We start from the raw sequence: 22,146 nt of genomic DNA, 5'->3' as shown, positions 1-22,146 counted from the left end.
GTACAAAAGCTGTACGCGGCCGCGGGAGGGTCCGGTGCATGGACATCGGACACCTTCCACGGCGTACCTTCCTTCGCGGTGCCACCGGTCTCGCCGTCGCCGGGGCGGGCGGCCTGCTTCTGCCCGCCGTGGCCAGGGCCGCGCAAGCGCCGCGGATCTACAGCTGTGCCGAGTGGGGTGCGCGGCCGCCGTCGGACGAACTCGTCACCCTCGACCATCCCGCGAACCGGATCCTCATCCACCACATCGCCAGCGCCAACAGCACCGACTACTCCCTCGGCCACGCCTTCCAGGTCGCCCGCGACGATCAGCACGACCACATGGACAACAACGGCTGGTCCGACACCGGCCAGCACTTCACCGTCAGCCGCGGCGGGTACCGGCTGGAAGGGCGGCACGGCAGCCTCGACGCGCTGCGCGGCCGGACCACCATGATCCAGGGCGCGCACTGCCCCGGCCAGAACACCAACGCCATCGGCATCGAGAACGAAGGCCTCTACACCAGCGTCGAACCACCGCAGACCCAGTGGGACTCGCTCGTCGTCTTCTGCGCCTACATCTGCCGCCAGTACGGCATCCCGGTCGCGGAGATCAAGGGCCACCGCGACTACTACAACACCGAATGCCCCGGCGATCGCCTCTACGCCAAGCTCCCGCAGCTGCGGACGGAGGTCGCGAAAGCCCTAGTGTAGGTACCGCATCACGGCGCACAGCTCCGCCGGCGACAGGCGCCCGAACCGGTCGATCTCGCCGCGGCGGACGTCCACCAGCGTCGTCGCCAGTTCCGGGCCGAACGCCTTCGTCAGCGCTTCGTCCGCTTCGAACGCCGTGACGGCTTCGGCGAGTGTCTTCGGCAGCCGCTCGGCCGCGGGCAACGTCCCGGGGTCGACGTCGACGGGCTCCGGCAGCGTCGCGTCGGCGTCCACGCCGGCCAGGCCGGCGAACAGCAGCGCGGCCACCACCAGGTACGGGTTCGCGGTCAGGTCGAAGCACTTGACCTCGAAGTTCGCCGCCCGGTCGCGCTGGCCGGCCACGCCCCGCACCAGCCGCAGCGGCGCCTCGCGGTTCTCCAGGCCCCACGCCAGGAACACGCCCGCCCAGTGGTGCGGCTCCAGCCGCAGGTAGCTGACCACCGACGGCGCGCCGATCGCCAGCAACGCCGGCAGCCGCGAGAAGATCCCGGCGCCGAACGCCTCCGCCGTCGCGGTGAGCCCGAACCGGCGGTCGCCGCCGGCGCAGAGGTTGCGCTCGCCGTCCCACAGGCTCAGGTGCACGTGACCGCCGTTGCCGACGCCGTCCGGCGCGAACTTCGGCGTGAACGACGCGCGCAGCCCGTGCTGCTCGCTGACCGCGCGGATCGTCTCGCGGGTCAGCACCGCGATGTCGGCCGCGCGCACCGGGTCGTCCGCCGCCACCGACAGCTCGAACTGCCCGGCCGCGTACTCCGGGTGGATCTGTTCCACCGCAACACCTTGCGCGACCAGCGCCGACACCAGCGCCCGCAGGTACGGCGCCTGCGCGGAAAGCCGCGCGAAACCGTAGGCCGGGCCCGCCGTCGCCGAGCGCGGGTCGTCCGGCGCGCCCGCCGCCGTGATCACCCATTCGATCTCGAACGCGGTCCGGACGTCGTAGCCCAGCGCCGCGAGCCGCGCCGTCGCCGCGGCCGCCTGCGCCCGGGAGTCCTGCGGGTGGGGGACGCCGTCCTGGTCGTAGCGGTTCGCCGGCGCCCACGCCCAGCCGGGCTGCGCGGCCAGCGGGACGAGCGCGTCGAGGTCCGGGTGCAGCCGCAGGTCGCCGACCGGGCCGCGCGAGTAGGTGCCGTCCACGATCTCGTCGGTGGCCAGGAAGAAGTCGAAGGAGTTCGACGCGCCGACGCCCCACGCGGCCGCCGACCACAGCCGGTCCACCGGGACGGCCTTCGTCCGGGTGATGCCGCTGTTGTCCACGAAGGTCAGCGCGACCAGCTCCACCCCGGCGGCGCGCAGGCCGTCGGCCCGGATGGCGCCCTGCTGCGCGAGTTCTGCCCGATCGAGCCGGCTCATCCTGCTCCTGTTCACTGGATACCCCGAGAAAACCGGATATCTTGGGAAAGTGGAGGAGATCGTGTCAGACGCCGTCGAAACCCGTCCAGCGGCGGGCCGCGCATGACCGGGCTGCTCCCGTTCGTGGCGGACCTGCCGCTCGTGGACCACCACTGCCACGGCGTCCTCACCCGGGACGTGGCTCGCGCGGACTTCGAGGCCCTGCTGACCGAGGCCGGCACGACGTCGCCGCTCGGCACCAGCCTGTTCGACTCGCTCATCGGCCTGGCCGTGCGCGAACGCTGCGCGCCCGTGCTCGACCTGCCGAAGCACGCTTCCGCCGACGTCTACCTCGACCGCCGTGCCGAGCTGGGCGCGGCCGAGGTGGCGCGGCGGTTCCTGCGGGCCACCGGCACGACCGACTTCCTGCTGGACGGCGGGTTCCTCCCGGGATCCGTGACGTCGACGCCGGAGTTCGGCGCCCTCGCCGCGTCCCGGGCGCACGACGTCGTCCGGCTGGAGCAGGTCGCGGAGGCGGTGCTCCCGGGCACGACCGCGGCGGGGTTCGCCGCGGCCTTCGCCGACGAGCTGGGGAAACGCGCCGCGACGGCCGTCGGGCTCAAGTCGATCGCCGCCTACCGCGTCGGCCTCGACCTGGCGGGGGAGCGGCCGTCGCCGTCCGAAGTGACGGCCGCGGCGGGCCGCTGGCTGCGCTCCGGGGACGTCCGGCTGGCCGACGAGGTGCTGCACCGCCACCTCGTCTGGACCGGGCTCGACCTGGGCCTGCCGGTGCAGTTCCACGTCGGGTACGGCGACTCCGACGTCGACCTGCACCGCTGCGACCCGCTGCTGCTCACCGGCTTCCTGCGGGCGACACGCGACCGGGGCGTGCCGATCCTGCTGCTGCACAACTACCCGTTCCACCGCCAGGCGGCCTACCTCGCGCAGGTCTTCGAGCACGTCTTCGTCGACGCCGGCCTGATCACGCACAACGCGGGGTTCCGAGCGCCCGCGATCCTGGCCGAGCTGCTGGAGATCGCGCCGTTCGGGAAGGTGCTGTTCGCCACCGACGCATTCGGCCTGGCCGAGCTGTACCACCTGGGCACGGCGTTGTTCCGGCGCGGCCTGTCGGACTTCGTCCGCGCCGCGCTGGCCGCCGACGCGATGTCCGAAGTGGACGCCGTCCGGCTGTGTGCTTTGGTGGGGCACGAGAACGCGAAGAGGATCTACCGCTTGGAGCACGTGTGACCGACCTGTGGACCCGGTGGACCCGGGCGATCGACGACGAACTGCCCGCCGCCGTCGCCCTCCGGCACGCCGTGCACGCCGACCCGCGCGGCTCCGGCGACGAGGAGGACACCGCCCGGCTGGTCACCGCGGCGATCGGCGCGGGTGACGGCGTCCGCGTGGCCAAGACCGGCCGCGCGATCCCGCTGCCCGGCGCGGCGGCCGACGGCCCCGCGGTCGCCCTGCGCGCCGAGCTGGACGCGCTGCCGGTCACCGAGCGCACCGGCGTGCCGTGGGCGTCGGAGACCGACCTGATGCACGCGTGCGGCCACGACGTGCACCTGGCGGCCCTGGTCGCGGTGGCCCGCGCGGCGGTGCGGGTCGAGGTGCCGCGCCCGATCCTCGCGCTGCTCCAGCCGCGGGAGGAGACCTCACCCTCCGGCGCGCTCGACGTCGTCGAGTCCGGGCTGCTCGCCGAGCACCGGGTGGACACCGTGATCGGCGCGCACGTCCAGCCCCGGCTCGCGGACGGGGCCGTGTCGGCCGTGCCGGGCCCGGTCAACGCGTCCACCGACGAGTTCGAGGTCGTCCTGCACGGCCAGGGCGGGCACGCCGGTTACCCGCACATGCTGCGCGACCCGATCCTCGCGCTGTCGCAGCTGGTGGTGAGCCTGCAGCAGCTGGCGTCGCGCCGGATCGACCCGGTGTTCGGCGCGGTCTGCTCGGTCGGCCGGATCCAGGCCGGCACCGCGGCGAACGTCGTCCCGAACTCCGCGAGCGCGGCCGGCTCGCTGCGGCTGATGCGCGCGGAGGACCGTGAGCGCGCGCTCGAAGCGCTGGCGCAGATCGTGCACGGCACCGCGGCGGCCCACGGCTGCACCGCCGAGCTGCGGATCAGCCCGTGCGAGCCGGTGCTGCACAACGACCCGGCCCTGGCCGCGGCGGCGCAGCGCTGGCTGGTGCACAGCGGCGCCCGCGTCGACCACGAGTTCCGCTCGTTCGGCGCCGACGACTTCGCGCACTACTGCGGCGGCGAAACCCGTGGCCTGATGCTGTTCGTCGGCCTCGGCGACACCGCCGGCGCGCCCAGCCTGCACGACGAGGTGTTCCTCCCCGGCGACGACGCCGTCACCCGCGTCGCGCACGCGCTGGTGGCGGGCTACCTGGCCGCGACGGAGGCGGAGTCCCGCTAGCTCGGGAGACGCGCTACGGTGGCCCCGTGATTTCCGCCTCGGCCGCCTTCCTCGCGACGATCCCCAGCCCCGACCGCGGGGTCTGGCACCTGGGGATCATCCCGATCCGCGCCTACGCCCTGTGCATCATCGCCGGCATCATCGTCGCGATCTGGTGGGGTGAACGGCGCTGGGTCGCCCGGGGCGGCACCAAGGGCACGATCATCGACATGGCGGTGTACGCCGTGCCGTTCGGCCTGGTCGGCGGCCGGTTGTACCACGTGATCACCGACCCCGAGCTGTACTTCACCGAGGGCAAGAACCCCTGGAACGCCTTCGCGATCTGGGACGGCGGCCTCGGCATCTGGGGCGCCATCGCGCTCGGCGCGGTGGGCGCGCTCATCGCGTGCCGCCGCAAGGGCGTCCCGCTGCCGGCGATGGCGGACGCGATCGCCCCCGGCATCATCGTGGCGCAGGCCATCGGCCGCCTCGGCAACTACTTCAACCAGGAGCTCTACGGCGCGCACACCGACCTGCCGTGGGGCCTGGAGGTCTACCAGCGCTTCAACCCGGAAGACCCGGACAACCTGCTCAACGGCGTCGCGACGGGTCACATCCCGCTGCCGGAGAGCCCGGTCCACCCGACGTTCCTGTACGAGCTGATCTGGAACCTGCTGATCGCGGGCCTGATCGTCTGGGCCGACCGGAAGTTCAAGCTCGGCCACGGCCGGGTGTTCGCGCTGTACGTCGCGGGCTACACGGTGGGCCGCGGCTGGATCGAGATGATGCGGACCGACACCGCGAACCACATCCTCGGCCTGCGGGTCAACGTGTGGACGTCGATCCTGCTGTTCCTCGCCGCGGTGATCTACTTCGTGCTGGCGGGCCGGCGCGGCCTGCGGGAAGCCCCGGAACTGCTGGCGGGCAAGGACGCGCTCGCGGTGCCCGCAGCGGACGCTGCGGCCGAGGACGAAGACGCCGTGAAGGTGCCCGCGGAGGCCCCGGTCGAGAAGCCTGCGGAAGAAACCCCGGTCGTGGACGAACCGAAGAAGACCGACGAGAGCTGAGGGTCAGAGGTCCGGCAGGCCCAGGTCCAGGTTGGGGGACTGGAGCCCGCCGTCGACCTCGAGGATCTTGCCGGTGATGTAGCCGCCGGCCCGGGACGCCAGGAAGACCACGGTCGCCGCGATGTCCTCCGCCTCGCCGATCCGGCGCAACGGCGTCGCGGACTCCATCTTCTCCTTCAGCTCCGGGTTGCCGACCACGATCTCCAGCGCCGACGTCGCCACCGAGCCCACCGAGATCGCGTTCACCCGCACGCGTGGTGCGAGGTCGGCCGCCGCGAGGCGGGTCCAGTGGGCCAGCGCGGCCTTCGCCGTGCCGTACGCGACGAAGCCGCGGCCGCCGACCCGGCCCATGATCGACGAGATGTTGACGACCGAGCCGCCCGTCTTGACGAGCGACGGCGCCGCCGCGACCGTCAGCGCGTGCGCCGTCGAGACGTTGAAGCGGAACGCCTCTTCGAGGAACTCGGGCGTCGTCTCGAGCAGGGGCCGCGGGTAGGTGCCGCCGACGTTGTTGACCACCAGGTCGAGCCGCCCGAACTCCTCGACGGCCACCGCGGCGAGCGTCGCGGCGGCGGCCGGGTCGGCGAGGTCGAGCGGGACGACGTGGGCGCGGCGGCCCGCCGAGAACACCCGGGAGGCCACTTCTTCGAGCTGGGCTGCCGTCCGGGAGGCGATGACCACGTCGGCGCCCGCTTCGGCGAGGGCCACGGCGGTGGCCGCGCCGATCCCGCGTCCGGCGCCGGTGACCACCGCGACCTGGCCGGGCAGCCGGAACCGGTCGAGGATCATGCGGGAAATGTAACACGTTCTACTAACATGCGGGAACGCCTCGAAGGGGGCGTCGCGGCCATCGGACCGGGCGGCGTCGGCCGCGTCACGTTAGACTTGACGAAGGTTTCCGGGTCGTATACTTAGCAGAGCGAACTACCAGGAACTCATCAGGAACTACGTCGTTCCGCGCGGCCAGATCGTTACCGTCCGACGTTGTTCGGGGCGCTCTGAATTGATGCTGGCATGTTTCCCAGGTGTTAAAGTCGCGCTAACGAGCGGGCCATCGTCGTCCCGTGCGCTCCCCGGCCGCTAGCCCGGCCAGCACGAACAGACGACGAAGGAGGTCCCTTCATGATCTTCTCCGCCATTCCCGGCAAGCAGGGTCTCTACGATCCGGAGACCGAACAGGACTCCTGCGGTGTGGCCATGGTGGCCGACATCCGCGGCCGCCGCTCCCATGGCATCGTCACCGACGGCCTCGCCGCGTTGACCAATCTGGACCACCGAGGCGCCGCCGGTGCCGAACCCACCAGCGGCGACGGCGCCGGCATCCTGCTGCAGCTGCCCGACGAGCTGCTGCGTGCGGAAGCCGGTTTCGAGCTGCCCGAACCCGACGAAAACGGCCACCACCGGTACGCGGCGGGGATCGCCTTCCTGCCCGCCGACGCCGAGCAGCGCCGCAAGGCCGTCGAGCTGGCCGAACGCATCGCCGTCGAAGAAGGACTCGAAGTCCTGGGCTGGCGCGAGGTCCCGGTCGACGCCGACCGCGCCGACATCGGCCCGTCCGCCCGCTCGGTCATGCCGCACTTCGCGATGCTCTTCGTCGCCGGCGACGGCGCCGCCGGCCTCGAGCTGGACCGCCTGGCCTTCTGCCTGCGCAAGCGCACCGAGCACGAGAGCGGGATCGCGGGCTGCGGCACGTACTTCCCGTCGCTGTCCTCGCGGACGATCGTCTACAAAGGCATGGTCACGCCGGAGCAGCTGCCCGCGTTCTTCGGCGACCTGCGCGACGAGCGGCTGGCGAGCGCCATCGCGCTGGTCCACTCCCGCTTCTCCACCAACACGTTCCCGTCGTGGCCGCTCGCGCACCCGTTCCGGTTCGTGGCCCACAACGGCGAGATCAACACCATCCGCGGCAACCGCAACCGCATGCGGGCCCGCGAGGCGCTGCTCGAATCGGACCTCATCCCCGGCGACCTGACCCGGCTGTTCCCGATCTGCTCGGCGGACGCGTCGGACTCGGCCTCGTTCGACGAGGTCCTGGAGCTGCTGCACCTGGGCGGCCGGTCGCTGCCGCACGCGGTGCTGATGATGATCCCGGAGGCGTGGGAGAACCACGCCACCATGAGGCCCGCGCGCCGCGCCTTCTACCAGTTCCACGCGAGTCTCATGGAACCGTGGGACGGCCCGGCCTGCGTCACCTTCACCGACGGCACGCTGGTCGGCGCGGTCCTCGACCGCAACGGCCTGCGCCCGGCGCGCTGGTGGCGCACCGCCGACGACCGCGTCGTGCTCGCCAGCGAGGCGGGTGTCCTGGACGTCGCCCCGAAGGACGTCGTCGCGAAGGGCCGCCTCAAGCCCGGTCGGATGTTCCTGGTGGACACCGCGGCCGGCCGGATCGTCGACGACGAAGAGGTCAAGTCCGAGCTGGGCAAGGACCTGCCGTACGAGGGCTGGCTGCACGCCGGCCTGCTGAAGCTCGCCGAGCTGCCCGACCGCGACCACGTCGTGCAGAGCCACGACTCGGTGCTGCGGCGCCAGCTTTCCTTCGGCTACACCGAGGAAGAGCTCAAGATCCTGCTCGCGCCGATGGCCGAGAAGGGCGCCGAGCCGATCGGCTCGATGGGCTCGGACACCCCGGTCGCGGTGCTGTCCCAGCGATCTCGGCTGCTCTACGACTACTTCAAGCAGAACTTCGCGCAGGTGACCAACCCGCCGCTGGACGCGATCCGCGAAGAGCTCGTCACGTGCATGGCGCGGATCATGGGCCCGGAGCGCAACCTCCTGGCCCCGGGCCCGGCGTCGTGCCGGCACCTGAAGCTGCCGTACCCGGTGATCGACAACGACGAGCTCGCCAAGCTCATCCACATCAACGACGACGGCGACCTGCCGGGCTTCGCGTGCAGTGTCCTTTCCGGACTGTACGAAGTGGACGGCGGCGCCGAGGCGCTGGCGTCGGCGGTCGAGCGCGTCCGGCGTGAGGCGTCCGAGGCGATCGCGGCCGGGGCGCGCACGCTGGTGCTGTCCGACCGCGACTCCGACCACCGGATGGCGCCGATCCCGTCGCTGCTGCTGGTTTCCGCGGTGCACCACCACCTGGTGCGCACGAAGGAACGCCTGCGCGTCGCGCTGGTCGTCGAATCCGGCGACGCCCGCGAGGTGCACCACATCGCGCTGCTGCTCGGCTACGGCGCCGCCGCGGTGAACCCGTACCTGGCCTTCGAGACCATCGAGGACATGATCGGGCAGGGTGCCGTCACGGGCATCGAGTCCGGCAAGGCGATCCGCAACTACGTGCAGGCGCTCGTCAAGGGCGTCCTGAAGATCATGTCCAAGATGGGCATCTCGACGGTCGGCGCGTACACCGCCGCCCAGGTCTTCGAATCCCTCGGCCTGGCCCAGGACCTGCTCGACGAGTACTTCACCGGGACGTCGTCGAAGCTCGGCGGCGTCCGGCTCGACGTGCTCGCCGAAGAGGTCGCCGTCCGGCACCGCCGCGCGTACCCGGACAACCCGACCGACCGCGTCCACCGTGGACTCGACACCGGCGGCGAGTACGCCTACCGCCGCGAGGGCGAGCTGCACCTGTTCTCGCCGGAGACGGTGTTCCTGCTGCAGCACGCGTCCAAGACGGGCCGCGAAGAGGTGTACCGCAAGTACACCGACGAGGTGCACCGCCTCTACCGCGAGGGCGGCACGCTGCGCGGGCTGTTCGCCTTCCGCGACGGCGTCCGCGAGCCGGTGCCGCTCGACGAGGTCGAGCCGGCCGAGGCGATCTTCAAGCGCTTCAACACCGGCGCGATGTCGTACGGCTCGATTTCGGCCGAGGCGCACGAAACCCTGGCCATCGCGATGAACCGGCTCGGCGGCCGGTCCAACACGGGCGAAGGCGGCGAGGATCCGGAACGGCTTTACGACCCCGAGCGCCGCAGCGCGATCAAGCAGGTCGCTTCGGGCCGGTTCGGTGTCACGAGCGAGTACCTCGTCAACGCCGACGACATCCAGATCAAGATGGCGCAGGGCGCGAAGCCCGGTGAAGGCGGCCAGCTGCCGCCGAACAAGGTGTACCCGTGGATCGCGCGGACCCGGCACTCCACGCCGGGCGTCGGCTTGATTTCCCCGCCGCCGCACCACGACATCTACTCCATCGAGGACCTCGCCCAGCTGATCCACGACCTCAAGAACGCCAACGAGCACGCCCGCATCCACGTGAAGCTGGTGTCCTCGCTCGGCGTCGGCACGGTCGCGGCGGGCGTGTCGAAGGCGCACGCGGACGTCGTGCTCATCTCGGGGCACGACGGCGGCACCGGCGCGTCCCCGATGAACTCGCTCAAGCACGCCGGCACGCCGTGGGAGATCGGCCTCGCCGAGACGCAGCAGACGTTGCTGCTCAACGGGTTGCGCGACCGGATCACCGTGCAGGTCGACGGCGCCATGAAGACCGGGCGCGACGTCGTCATCGCGGCGCTGCTCGGCGCCGAGGAGTACGGCTTCGCGACGGCCCCGCTCGTCGTCGCGGGCTGCATCATGATGCGCGTCTGCCACCTCGACACCTGCCCGGTCGGCGTCGCCACGCAGAGCCCCGAGCTCCGCAAGCGCTACACCGGCCAGGTCGAGCACGTCGTCAACTTCTTCAAGTTCGTCGCGCAGGAAGTCCGGGAAACCCTGGCGGCACTGGGCTTCCGGACGCTCGACGAGGCCATCGGCCACGCCGAGCTGCTGAACACCGACGAGGCCGTGCACCACTGGAAGGCGTCCGGTCTCGACCTGTCGCCGATCTTCGAGATGCCGGCCGAGACACCTTACGGCGGCGCGAAGCGGCGGACCCGCGGCCAGGACCACGGCCTCGAGCACGCCCTGGACCGCACGCTCATCCAGCTCGCCGAGGCGGCGCTGGAAGACGCCCACCCGGTGCGGCTCGAACTGCCGGTGCGCAACGTCAACCGGACCGTCGGCACCCTGCTCGGCTCGGAGATCACCCGCCGCTACGGCGGCGAAGGCCTGCCCGAGGGCACGATCCACGTGCTGCTCACCGGGTCCGCGGGCCAGTCGCTCGGCGCGTTCCTGCCGCGCGGCATCACCCTCGACATGGTCGGCGACGCCAACGACTACGTCGGCAAGGGCCTGTCCGGCGGGCGGATCATCGTCCGTCCCGACCCGGACGCGTCCTTCGCCGCCGAGGCGCAGACGATCGCGGGCAACACGATCGCCTACGGCGCGACCGGCGGCGAGCTCTTCCTGCGCGGCCAGGTCGGCGAACGCTTCTGCGTCCGCAACTCCGGCGCCACCGTCGTCGCCGAGGGTGTCGGCGACCACGCCTTCGAGTACATGACCGGCGGCCGCGCCGTGGTGCTTGGCCCGACCGGGCGGAACCTGGCGGCCGGCATGTCCGGCGGCATCGCGTTCCTGCTCGACGTCGACCGCAAGAAGGTCAACCAGGACATGGTGGACCTGCTCAAGCCGACCGCGGACGACCTGGCCTGGCTCAAGAAAACCGTGCAGCAGCACTACGATCTCACCCGCTCCGCGGTGGCCGCGTCGCTGCTCGGCGACTGGCCGCGCCGCAGCGTGGCGTTCACGAAGGTGATGCCGCGTGACTACCAGCGGGTCCTGGACGCGGCGAAGGCGGCGAAGGCCGCCGGCCGCGACGTCGACGAGGCGATCATGGAGGCCGCTCGTGGCTGACAATTGGCGGAGCCTCGGCCACGAGTGCCGACTGGGTGCGGGTATCCCGCAAGAGACAGGGGCCGCTCGTGGCTGACCCGACCGGTTTTCTCAAGTACGACCGCGAAGAGCCCAAGAAGAAGTCCAAAGAGGACCGGCTTCACTCGTGGGGCGAGGTCTACGCGGACGTCGATCCGGGCGCGCGCAACGAAGACGTCCGCAAGCAGGCGTCGCGGTGCATGGACTGCGGTATCCCGTTCTGCCACTCCGGCGGCTCCGGTTGTCCGCTGGGCAACCTGATCCCGGAGTGGAACGACCTCGTCCGCCGCGGTGACTGGGCCGCCGCGAGCGATCGGTTGCACGCCACCAACAACTTCCCCGAGTTCACCGGGAAGCTGTGCCCCGCGCCGTGCGAGGCGGGCTGCGTGCTGTCGATCTCGCCGCTCTCGGGCGGGCCGGTGTCGATCAAGCGCGTCGAGCAGACGATCGCCGACCAGTCCTGGGAAGCGGGCTACGTCCAGCCGCAGGTGGCGGAAGTGTCGTCGGGGCAACGGGTCGCGGTCGTCGGCTCCGGCCCGGCCGGGCTCGCCGCCGCCCAGCAGCTGACGCGCGCCGGGCACGAGGTCACCGTCTTCGAGCGGGACGACCGGCTCGGCGGGCTGCTGCGCTACGGCATCCCCGAGTTCAAGATGGAGAAGAAGGTCCTCGACCGGCGGCTCGCGCAGCTGCAGAAGGAGGGCACCAAGTTCGTCACCGGCTGCGAGGTCGGCGTCGACCTGACGGTGGAGGACCTGCGCGAGCGGTACGACGCCGTCGTGCTCGCGGTCGGCGCCCTGCGCGGCCGCGACGACACGACCACACCCGGGCGGGAGCTGTCCGGCGTGCACCTGGCGATGGAACACCTGGTGCCGGCCAACAAGTTCGTCGAGGGTGACGGCCCGTCGCCGGTCGATGCGCGCGGCAAGCACGTCGTGATCATCGGCGGCGGCGACACCGGCGCCGACTCCTACGGCACGGCGACCCGCCAGGGCGCGCTTTCGGTGACCCAGCTGGACCAGTACCCGATCCCACCGTCCACAAGGGACGACGACCGCTCGCCGTGGCCGACCTGGCCCTACATCCTGCGCACCTACCCGGCGCACGAGGAGGCGGGGGAGCGGAAGTTCGCCGTCGCGGTCAAGCGGTTCGTCGGCGACGACGCCGGCCGCGTCACGGCGGTCGAGCTGCAGCAGGTGAAGGTGCAGAAGGACCCCGCGACCGGGCGCCGCGAGGTCATCCCGGTCGGCGACGACGTCGAGACGCTCCCGGCGGACCTGGTCCTGCTGGCGATCGGCTTCGAGGGCGTCGAGGAGATGCCGCTGCTGGGCGGCCTCGGGCTGTCGCTGACCAAGCGCGGCACGCTGTCGTGCGGCGCGGACTGGCAGACCGAGACGGCGGGTGTGTTCGTCTGCGGTGACGCCCACCGCGGCGCGTCGCTGGTGGTCTGGGCGATCGCCGAAGGCCGGTCGGTGGCCAACGCGGTCGACACGTACCTGACCGGCGCGTCCGACCTGCCGTCCCCGGTGCACCCGACGGCGTTGCCACTCGCCGTCGTCTGAGCGCGTTGCGGAAAGGGCCACCCGGCCGCGTGCCGGGTGGCCCTTTCCGTATTCGAGCGGCGCCCGCCACAATGGTCGGGAAATGGGGGTCCGTTCCGACCATGGGCGCACACATCGCGTTTCTCGCGGTTCCGGCGGCGGGGCACGTCAACCCGACCCTGCCGCTGGTCGAGGAGCTGGTCCGGCGCGGGCACCGGGTCACCTACGCCACCGGCCCGGCGCTGCGGGACGCCGTCGCCGCGGCGGGGGCGGCGCCGGTCGTCCCGGACGCGCCGTGGGCGAAGGTGGCTGCCGCGCGCAGCCGGACCACCGAGGAGGTCGCCGAGACGCTCACCGGCGCACTCGACGTCACCCGCGCGGTGCTGCCGCGGCTGACGGAGGTGTTCCGCGAAGATCCGCCGGACGTCGTCTGCTACGACTCGCTGACGCCGTTCGGGCCGGTGCTGGCCCACCGGCTCGGCCGCCCGTCGGTGGCGACGGTGCCGACGTTCGCGGGCAACGACGTGTTCGACCCGACGACCCTGCTGGCCCCGCCCGACTTCGACCCGGGGCACCCGCGGCTGGCCGAGTACGCCGCCGCCCAGGCCCGGTTCGCCGCGTCCGCCGGCGTCCCGGCCGGTACGCCGGCCTCGGTGGGCCGGCTCGCGGACCGGAAGCTCGTCTTCCTCCCGCGCGAGTTCCAGATCGCCGGTGACACCTTCGGGGCCGACTACCGGTTCATCGGCCCGTCGTTCGGCTCCCGGGCCGCGGACTGGACGCCCGCGGCCGGCCCGGTGCTGTTCGTCTCGCTGGGCACGGTCGTCAACGACCGCCCCGACTTCTTCGCCGCGTGCGTGACGGCGTTCGGCGGCACCGGCCGGCCCGTGGTGCTGGCGCTCGGCGAGCGCGTCGACCCGGCCCGGCTGGGCCCGATCCCGGCGAACTTCGAGGTCCGGCCGTACTTCCCGCAGCCCGCCGTGCTGCGGCACGCGGCGGTGTTCCTGTCGCACACGGGGATGAACTCCACGATGGAGGCGCTGCTGTGCGAGGTGCCGCTGGTGTCGTACCCGCAGACGCCGGAGCAGACGGTCAACGGCCGCCGCGTCGAGGAGCTGGGCCTGGGCCGGGTGCTCACCGGCCCGCTCGACCCGCGGGAGCTGCGCCGGACGGTCGACGAGGTCGCGGCGGACCCGGCGATCCGCGCGAACCTGGCCCGGATGGCCGGCCACCTGCGCGCGGCGGGCGGCCCGCGCGCCGGAGCCGACACGATCGAGGAGCTGCTCGCCTGACTCCGGGGCACCGTGCCGAGTCGGTTTCCTCCGGCTTGCTGACTTCGCGAGTGCGGAACGTCAGCCGGTCAACGCGGTGAGCAGCGCCCAGTAACCGCCGCCTCCGACGACGACGCCCATCGCCGGCCCGGCGAGCCGCGACCACGCCACCCAGTCGAACCGGTGGGAGCACCGACGGGCCGCGGGGGAGCGTCGGCACCTCGGGCGCGACCGCGTGCGGGGAGATCTCGACCTTTGCGCCTGCCGTGACCAGCGGGCTGACCAGCCCGGTATCGGCGACCGGAGAGCCCGGCGATCGGCAGCGGGACCCGGCGCCGTCACGTGATGGCCGTCCCACTCGCCGCGCTTCGCCCCGCGGACGATGACGGCCATCGGGATCAGCGAGCCCGTGACGGCGATGAGGAGTCCCCAGCTCAGTGCGGAGAGCCACCGGTGGCCGGTCGCGTCCCAGGCGAGCGCGAGGGGCAACGCGAGCACCCAGACCCAGGGAGCGAGGAGCTCGGTGGCCCACCTGGCGGAACGAAGCACAGCGCGAACCTTATCCTGGAGGGGTGAACTGGACTGTGGACGTCCCCGTCGACACACTGCCCGAACTGCCGCCGCTTCCGCCCGAGCTGCGGGCCCGCCTCGACGCGGCCCTGGCCCGGCCCGCGGCCCAGCAGCCGGAGTGGCCCGATCCGGAACTCACCAACCGGGTGCGCGGGGTGCTGGAGAGCGTGCCGCCGATCACCGTCCCGGCCGAGATCGACCGGCTGAAGAGCCGGCTGGCGATGGTCGCCCGCGGTGAAGCGTTCCTGCTCCAGGGCGGCGACTGCGCGGAGACGTTCGAGTCGAACACCGAGCCGCACATCCGGGCCAACCTGCGCACCCTGCTGCAGATGGCGGTCGTGCTGACCTACGGCGCGAGCCTGCCGGTGGTCAAGGTCGGCCGCATCGCCGGCCAGTACGCGAAGCCGCGCTCGGCCGCGACGGACGCGCTGGGCCTGCCGGTGTACCGCGGCGACATCATCAACTCGCTGGTCGCCAAGCCCGAGCTGCGTGTGCCCGACCCCGGCCGGATGATCCGCGCCTACGCGAACGCGGGCGCGGCGATGAACCTGGTCCGCGCCCTCACCGGCGCCGGCATGGCCGACCTGCACCAGGTGCACGACTGGAACAAGGACTTCGTGTCGGCGTCGCCGGCGGCGCAGCGCTTCGAGGCGCTGGCCAACGAGATCGACCGCGGCCTGCGGTTCATGTCGGCCTGCGGCGTCACCGACACGTCGCTGCAGTCGACCGAGATCTTCGCCAGCCACGAGGCCCTGCTGCTCGACTACGAGCGCTCGATGCTGCGGCTCGACAACGCCGACGCGTCGAACCCGAAGCTGTACAACCTGTCGTCGCACTTCCTCTGGATCGGCGAGCGGACCCGCCAGCTGGACGGCGCGCACATCGCGTTCGCCGAGCTGCTGGCCAACCCGATCGGGTTGAAGATCGGCCCGACGACCACGCCGGAGCAGGCCGTGGAGTACGTCGAGCGGCTCGACCCGCGTGTCGAGGCGGGCCGGCTGACGCTGATCGCGCGGATGGGCAACGGCAAGGTCCGCGACGTGCTGCCGGGCATCGTCGAGAAGGTCGAGGCGTCCGGGCACAAGGTCATCTGGCAGTGCGACCCGATGCACGGCAACACGCACGAGTCGTCCACCGGGTACAAGACGCGCCACTTCGACCGGATCGTCGACGAGGTCCAGGGCTTCTTCGAGGTCCACAACGAGCTCGGCACCTACCCGGGCGGCATCCACGTCGAGCTGACCGGCGAGGACGTCACCGAGTGCCTGGGCGGCGCCCAGGAGATCTCGGACATCGACCTCTCGGGCCGCTACGAGACGGCGTGCGACCCGCGCCTGAACACGCAGCAGTCCCTGGAACTGGCGTTCCTGGTCGCGGAGATGCTCCGCGGCTGAGGCTCAGGAGGCGTCGAGCAAGCGGGACGCGGACTTCAGGACCGCGTCCCGCAGCGAGCCGATGTCCGGCACCGCTTCGCCGTTGACCTGGAGTCCGATGTGGACCGAGTCGCGGTAGGTGGCCACCGCGATGCCGACCGCGTGGCGGGGGGCCAGCGGGACGAACGGGTAGACCTCCGCCAGCGGTGCGCCGTCGATCGAGAGGCGGGCCGGGGGGAGCGGGACCGTGGTGATCACCAGGTCGAACAGCAGCGGTGCGGCCTGGCCCGCGGTGCGCGTGCCCAGCCGGTGCAGCAGGGCCGGGACGCGGTCGGCCAGCAGCGGCAACGCTCCCGCGCCGCGGCTCGGGCCCGCCGCCTTGTTGCGGTTCATCGCGCGGCGGACGACGCGCAGGCGCTCGACCGGGTCGTCCTCGCCGACCGGCAGGTCGCACAGGTAGCCGGACAGCTTGTTGCCGCCGAGCTGGTCACCCGAGCGGCCGCGGACGCTCACCGGGATCAGCGCGCGCAGCGTGCGGCCGTCGGCGCGGTGGCCGCGGTTCACCAGCCACTCGCGCAGCGCGCCGGACAGCACCGCCAGCACGACGTCGTTGGTCGTGCCGCCGTGGGCCCGGCGCACCCGGCGCAGCTCCGCGAGCGGCAGCCGCACGAACCCCAGCCGGCGTTCGGCCGAGGCCGGCGCCGACACCGGGGACAGCGTCGGGCGGGTGGCCCGCACCACCGACGAGGCGATGCCGGCGGCTTCGTTGGCCTGGTCCCAGACCGTGCCGAGCGCGCCCTTCACCGTGTCCAAAGTGGACCGCTGGGCCGGGATCCGGCGGGCCGGCGCGGCAGGCAGCTTGACGCCGTCGAGCAGCCCGGCCGCGACCGCGTACGCCCCGGCACCGTCGGTGAGCGCGTGGTGCAGCTTCATCAGCAACGCGAACTGCCCGCCGGGCAGGCCGGTGACCAGGGTGAGGTCCCACAGCGGACGGCCGGTGTCGAGCGGCTCGGCGATCCACCGCGACGCGTAGGCCGTCAGCGGGTCCGGGTCGTAGAGCGAGCTGAGCTCGACGTGGTGGATGTGGTCCGCGGCAACAAAATCCGCGTCTTCGGTCCAGCGGGCGGCGCCGGGCGGGAACAGCTCCGAGCGCGCCCGCTGACGCAGCTTCGGGAGCCGGGCGGCGCGTTCGGCGAGGATCGCGGTCAACGCCGGTGGATCCACCGGCCGTCGCGCGGTGAACGTGATCACCGCGCCCATGTGCATCGGGGACTTTTCGCTTTCCAGGCAAAGGAAAGCGACGTCGAGTGCGCTGAGCGGCGAGCCTGCCATAAGCGACCTTTCCCATCAGGCGTTCGCGGGTCTGCACGGCCACGTGCGACGAGGGGAGGAGAAAGCCACTGCACCAGCCCGACGTGACGCGCGGGTGGTCGAAGTGTTTCGTCGACGCTAACTAACCACCCCATTCAGCCATTCGAGATACCCCGGGCAGCGGTGCCCGGGGTCACAGATCAACCGGTTTTTATTCGCCGGGCGGGGTTTCGGGCGTGTCCGCCCGGGCCGTGGCGGTCCCCCAGTCGGGGGTCAACGCCACCTGCTTGCCGACGCGGCGCACCGGCAACGCACCGGCGTGGCGCTTGCCGAGCCCGGGCCAGATCTCCGCGGCGTCCTTCGCCGCGGCGCGGATCGCGCCGCCGTCGAGCGTCGTCCGGGACTCTTCGATGCCCCGGCCGCGCCACTGGACGACCAGTTTGAGCGGCCCCGCCGACGGCAGCGGCCACAGGAACACCTCGTGCTCGACGGCGAACCGCGTCCCGCCGACCGCCTGCGCCCGCAGCACCGGCCCGTCCGGCTCGCTCGCCGAGGGCACCGAAATGGTCTCCGAGCTGGCCCGGCTCCCGTCGGCGTAGAGCACGCCGATGAGCAGGCCGTTGTAGTCGGGGACCCGCCGGTGGTCGATCAGGCCTTCCGCGGGGTCGTCGACCAGGCTGTCGCGCGAGTACACCGTGACCCGCAGGGTGACCGCCTCCGGCCACACCTCGACGGCCCGCAGCGCGACGATCGTGCGCTCGGACCGGCCCAGCGCCTGCGCCCACGGCAGCACGGCCGGGACGATGTGCTCGCGTGGGGGATCGGTCCAGTGCCTGCCGTTGAAGGCGTACAGCTCCTGCTCCGGAACGGGGAACAGGGGACGTTCGCGGGGACCGCCGGTGAAGAAGTTCATCGGGCGGCCCGCGACGTGCTGTCCGGCACCATGCGCCCACGGTAAGGCAACGTCCCGGGAATTTCCGCCCCCGAACGGGCGTACGGCCCTCGTCTCCCGTGATCCGGGACACAAGGGCCGTACGCAGCGTGCGCGATCAGTCGCTCAGCTTGAGGTCCCGGTCGCTCAGCTTGAGCTCGCCGTTCTTGCCGGCGCTCTCGTCGAGCTCCTTGTCCGCCGGCTTGCCCATCGACTCCATCAGCTGCCGGGCCAGGCCGAGACCGGTCCCGCCGAGCGACAGCGCCTTGGCGAACATGTCGGACATGCCGTCGGCGCCGTTGAGCACGACCATGTGGTCGATGTTGCCGAACGCGCTCGCGCCCGCCTCGACGATCTCCGGCCAGCGCTCGGCCAGCTGCTGCGCGACGACGGCTTCCTGGTTCTCCGCCAGCGCCGCGGCGCGCGCCTTGATGGCGTCCGCCTCGGCGAGACCCTTCGCCCGGGCCGACTCGGCTTCGGCGAGACCCTTCGCCTTCGCGGCTTCCGCGTCGGCGAGACCGCGTGCCTTCGCCGCGGCCGCCTCCGCTTCACCGGTCGCCCGGGTCGCCCCGGCCGCCGCTTCCGCACGGGCCTTCGTCGCCTGCGCCTCGGCTTCGGCCGCGGTCTTGACGCGGGTCGCGTCCGCCGCCGCCCGCAGCTCGGTCTCCTTCGCCTCGGCCTGGGCCTTGGCGATCGAAGCGTCACGGGCCGCGTCGGCCGCCGTGCGCGTGTCGTACGCCTTCGCATCGGCCGGCTTGCGGACCTGCGACTGCAGCCGCTGCTCGGCCAGCGCCGCCTCCAGTTCGGCCGCCCGCGTCTCCTGGACGACGACCTCCTGGCGCGCGGTCGCCTCGGCCAGCGGGCCGGACTGGGACATCTTCGCCCGCGCCTGGTCGACTTCGGCCTGGTAACCGGCCTGCTGGATCTGGCTCGCGCGGACGGCGGCCGCCTTCTTCGCCGCCGACTCCTGCTCGACCTGGGCGGCTTCCTGGTCGCGCTGCGCCTCGGCGATCCGGGCCGACGCGGCGATCGCGGCGGCGTGCGGCTTGCCGAGGTTGAGGATGTAGCCCGATTCGTCGTCGATCTCCTGGATCTGCAAGGAGTCCACGATCAGGCCGAGCTTGATCATCTCGGTGGCCGAGGACTGGCGCACCTCACCGGTGAGCGCGTCCCGGTTGTGGATCATCTCCTCGATGGTCAGCCCGCCCACGATGGAGCGCAGGTGCCCGGAGAAGAGCTCGTGGATCGTGTCGTTCATGCCCTTCTGCTGGTCCAGGAACCGGCGGGCGGCGTTGGCGATCGACGAGAAGTCGTCGCCGACCTTGTAGATCACCACGGCGCGCACGGTGACCGGCAGCCCCTGCCGGGTCACGCAGGAAACCTGCAGGTTGACGCCCCGGGTGTCCAGTGACAGCCGCCGGGCGGTCTGGAACCCGGGGATGACGTTCACGCCGCGGCCGGTGATGATCTTGAAGCCCAGGCTGTCCGCGGTCTCGCTGCGTTCGACCCGGATCCCCCAGCCGGACACGATCAGCGCTTCGTTCGGCTCCGCGACCTTGTACAGGACCCGCAGCAGTCCGAAGATCACGATCACGGCCACGACGGCGATGCCGACGATCAGCAGGATGCTCATTGGCCTCCCACACCCCTCAGTTCAGTCTTCTGTTGTTGGTAGCCCTTCGACGCCGCTAACGGCTCAGTGGTTGCCACCGTTCGACATAAACCGTGCGGGGAGGTTCGAAGTCCACGACGAGCACCTGCGTGCCCGAGGCGAAGGTCGCTTCGGGGTCGATCGGGTAGGCGTAGAAGGCCTCGGTGCCGCCCCGGACGCTCAGCAGCACCTCACCGATGAGGCCGGGGCCGATCGTGCCGGTCACGCGCCCGCGGCTGCCGATCATCCACCGAAGCCCTTCAGCTTGACCTTGGAGCCCTTTTGCACGAACGTGCCCGGCTGCGGGTCCTGCTGGAAGACGAAGTCGAACCCGCCGCCCCCGCCGCGCCCGCGGCCGCCGTCGCGGTCGGCCTGCAGCCCGGCCTGCTCGAGGAGCTTCTGGGCGTCGTCGAACGAGCGGAACCGGACGTCCGGCACCTGCACGGCGTTGTTGAGGAACACGCCGATCCGCTTCGCCGTCGCCTGCGAGTTGGCCCCCGGGTCGGTCCGGGTGACGGCGCCGCCCGGGACGTTCTGGTTGAACTCCTCGCCCGCCTGGAACGGCTCGAACCCGGCCTGCTGCAGGAGCTGGAACGCCTCGTCCTTGCTCTTCCCGGTGACGTCCGGGACCGGCGGCAGCGGGATCGGGCCCTTGGACACGATGATCGTGACCTGGCCGTTGATGTTCAGCTGGCTGCCGGCGCCGGGTTCGGTGCGGATCACCGCGCCCTGCGGGACGTCGGCGTCGAAGTCGTCAGTGCCGCGGACCGGGGTCAGCTGCGCCGTCTTGATCGCCTGCTCGGCGTCGGGCAACGCGGTGCCCGGGCGGATGTCCGGCACGGCCGGGCGGCCCTTGGACAGCACGACCGACACCGTCGAGTTCGGCGTCAGCGTGGTGCCCTCGGGGGGTTCGTTGCGCAGCACGGTGTTCGACGGCACCGTGTTGTCGAACTCCTGGCTGAACTGCGGCGTCAGCTTCGCCGAGCGCAGGGCGTCACCCGCCGCCGCCTGGTTCAGCCCGACGAGCTTCGGCACCGTCGACGTCTTGTCGCCGCCGGTGTCGGTCAGCATGAAGATGAACGCCGTGATCAGCCCGCCGAACAGCAGCACCACCCCGGCGATCAGCGCGATCCGCTTGCGGTTGTCCGCCGGCTTCTCGGGTTCCGGCTCGGCCCGTCGGCGGGGCGGGCGCGGCGGGACGTTCCCGGCCGCGGGGATCCCCGGCGGCGGGGTGCCCGGGTGGCCGGGGTGGCTGAGCGCCCGCGTCGCGTTCGGGCGGTGCACCGGCATGGTCTTCCCGGTGTCGGGCTGCACCTGCGGGATCCGCGGCAGCGTGCGCTCGGTGTCGGCGACGTCGCCCTGGCCGTGGGACACCGGGACCGGCACGGTGACCGGCAGCAGGCCCAGCTGCGCGCGCACCGCGGTCAGCTCGGTGAGGAACTCCCCGGCGTCGGCGGGCCGCAGCTCGGGGTCGCGCCGGGTCGCGCGCGTGATCAGGTCGTCGAGCGCGGCCGGCAGGTCCGGGCGCAGCTCGCTCGCCCGCGGGACGTCGTCGTTGACGTGCCGGTAGGCCACCGAGATCGCGGTGTCGCCGGTGTAGGGCGCGCGGCCGGTGAGCATTTCGTAGAGCAGGATCCCGGCCGAGTAGACGTCGCCGCGCGCGTTGGCCGCGCCGGTGGTGACCTGCTCGGGGGAGAGGTAGGCGACGGTGCCGAGGATGACGCTCGCGCTCGTCGTCCCGGCGCTGGCCACGGCCCGCACGAGACCGAAGTCGGCGACCTTGACGACGCCGCCGGTGTGCGGCCCGGACCGGCCGATGAGCACGTTCTCGGGCTTGACGTCGCGGTGCACCAGCCCGGCCCGGTGCGCGGCGGCGAGCGCCGACAGCACGGGCTCGGCGACGCTCAGCGCGAGCGCGATGTCGAGCGGGCCCTTCTCGTCCAGCAGGTCCCGCAGGGTGCCGCCGTCGACGAGCTCCATGACCAGGAAGGCGAGGCCGCCCTCCTCGCCCTTGTCGTGCACCGCCACGACGTTCGGGTGGTGCAGCTGGGCGGCCGACTGGGCCTCCCGCACGAACCGGTCCACGAACGACCGGTCGTCCGCGAAGCGCGGATCCATGATCTTGATCGCGACCTGGCGGTCCAACCGGGTGTCCGTCCCCTGGTAGACCGACGACATCCCGCCGTGGGCGAGCAGCCGGTCCACCCGGTAGCGCCGCTCGAGCAGCGTGCCGACCAGGCTGGGGTGGGTGCGTGTCACGAGTAGGGATCGTACGGAACCCGGCACGCCGCGTGGAGGAGACCTCGCGGGTCACCCGTGCGCA

General features: G+C 72.1%; 15 protein-coding genes. 8 read left to right on the top strand and 7 right to left on the bottom strand.

What is annotated here, in order from left to right:
- The first annotated feature begins 38 nt into the window (after positions 1-38).
- On the top strand, positions 39-692 hold the full coding sequence (locus OHS58_RS24990; protein ID WP_328644194.1) for a peptidoglycan recognition protein family protein: 654 nt from the start codon (positions 39-41) through the stop codon (positions 690-692).
- On the opposite strand, the gene OHS58_RS24985 is transcribed toward OHS58_RS24990, so the two are convergent.
- The gene (locus OHS58_RS24985; protein ID WP_328644193.1) at positions 684-2,042 is read right to left on the bottom strand and encodes a glutamine synthetase family protein; all 1,359 of its coding nucleotides are present in this window, start codon (positions 2,040-2,042) and stop codon (positions 684-686) included. The two genes, OHS58_RS24990 and OHS58_RS24985, sit on opposite strands and share 9 nt — an antisense overlap.
- Before the next feature lie 102 nt (positions 2,043-2,144).
- Between OHS58_RS24985 and OHS58_RS24980 the strand changes: the two genes are divergently transcribed.
- The 3 genes from OHS58_RS24980 to lgt are packed head-to-tail and all read left to right on the top strand — an operon-like array spanning position 2,145 to position 5,487.
- Positions 2,145-3,269, top strand: a complete 1,125-nt coding sequence (locus OHS58_RS24980) for an amidohydrolase family protein (protein WP_328644192.1) — start codon at positions 2,145-2,147, stop codon at positions 3,267-3,269.
- Positions 3,266-4,441 (top strand): M20 metallopeptidase family protein, encoded by a 1,176-nt coding sequence (locus tag OHS58_RS24975; protein WP_326947413.1) that lies wholly within the window; start codon positions 3,266-3,268, stop codon positions 4,439-4,441. Before OHS58_RS24980 ends, OHS58_RS24975 begins: the two co-directional genes overlap by 4 nt.
- Positions 4,442-4,467: 26 nt before the next feature.
- Positions 4,468-5,487, top strand: a complete 1,020-nt coding sequence (gene lgt / locus OHS58_RS24970) for a prolipoprotein diacylglyceryl transferase (RefSeq protein ID WP_328644191.1) — start codon at positions 4,468-4,470, stop codon at positions 5,485-5,487.
- 3 nt (positions 5,488-5,490) lie between these two features.
- Here lgt and OHS58_RS24965 read toward each other — a convergent pair whose 3' ends face one another.
- Entirely contained in the window at positions 5,491-6,276 is a 786-nt protein-coding gene (locus OHS58_RS24965) for an SDR family oxidoreductase (RefSeq protein ID WP_328644190.1), read from the bottom strand.
- A gap of 333 nt (positions 6,277-6,609) precedes the next feature.
- Between OHS58_RS24965 and gltB the strand changes: the two genes are divergently transcribed.
- The 4 genes from gltB to OHS58_RS24940 all read left to right on the top strand — a co-directional run bounded on the left by gltB (position 6,610) and on the right by OHS58_RS24940 (position 15,951).
- Positions 6,610-11,163, top strand: a complete 4,554-nt coding sequence (gene gltB, locus OHS58_RS24960) for a glutamate synthase large subunit (protein WP_328644189.1) — start codon at positions 6,610-6,612, stop codon at positions 11,161-11,163.
- A gap of 68 nt (positions 11,164-11,231) precedes the next feature.
- Entirely contained in the window at positions 11,232-12,740 is a 1,509-nt protein-coding gene (locus tag OHS58_RS24955; protein WP_328644188.1) for a glutamate synthase subunit beta, read from the top strand.
- Between the two features lie 101 nt (positions 12,741-12,841).
- The gene (locus OHS58_RS24950; RefSeq protein WP_328644187.1) at positions 12,842-14,008 is read left to right on the top strand and encodes a macrolide family glycosyltransferase; all 1,167 of its coding nucleotides are present in this window, start codon (positions 12,842-12,844) and stop codon (positions 14,006-14,008) included.
- Between the two features lie 551 nt (positions 14,009-14,559).
- A complete protein-coding gene (locus OHS58_RS24940; protein WP_247062925.1) occupies positions 14,560-15,951 on the top strand; it encodes a class II 3-deoxy-7-phosphoheptulonate synthase in 1,392 nt (463 codons plus the stop codon).
- Between the two features lie 3 nt (positions 15,952-15,954).
- Here OHS58_RS24940 and OHS58_RS24935 read toward each other — a convergent pair whose 3' ends face one another.
- From OHS58_RS24935 to pknB, 5 genes are all read right to left on the bottom strand, one after another.
- Positions 15,955-17,196: a wax ester/triacylglycerol synthase family O-acyltransferase gene (locus tag OHS58_RS24935; RefSeq protein WP_442875570.1), complete on the bottom strand. Its 1,242-nt coding sequence runs from the start codon at positions 17,194-17,196 to the stop codon at positions 15,955-15,957.
- 256 nt (positions 17,197-17,452) lie between these two features.
- Entirely contained in the window at positions 17,453-18,154 is a 702-nt protein-coding gene (locus tag OHS58_RS24930; RefSeq protein WP_326947420.1) for a hypothetical protein, read from the bottom strand.
- 136 nt (positions 18,155-18,290) lie between these two features.
- Positions 18,291-19,805, bottom strand: a complete 1,515-nt coding sequence (locus tag OHS58_RS24925) for an SPFH domain-containing protein (protein ID WP_326947421.1) — start codon at positions 19,803-19,805, stop codon at positions 18,291-18,293.
- 55 nt (positions 19,806-19,860) lie between these two features.
- Positions 19,861-20,049, bottom strand: coding sequence for a hypothetical protein (locus tag OHS58_RS24920; protein WP_442875467.1), 189 nt, complete (start codon positions 20,047-20,049; stop codon positions 19,861-19,863).
- 17 nt (positions 20,050-20,066) lie between these two features.
- On the bottom strand, positions 20,067-22,082 hold the full coding sequence (pknB, locus tag OHS58_RS24915; protein WP_328644185.1) for a Stk1 family PASTA domain-containing Ser/Thr kinase: 2,016 nt from the start codon (positions 22,080-22,082) through the stop codon (positions 20,067-20,069).
- Positions 22,083-22,146: the final 64 nt, after the last annotated feature.

The sequence above is a fragment of the Amycolatopsis sp. NBC_00348 genome (assembly GCF_036114655.1).
Classification (GTDB): Bacteria; Actinomycetota; Actinomycetes; order Mycobacteriales; family Pseudonocardiaceae; genus Amycolatopsis.
The sequence above is the reverse complement of the archived record's forward strand: the minus strand, read 5'-3'. Positions and strand labels throughout refer to the sequence as shown.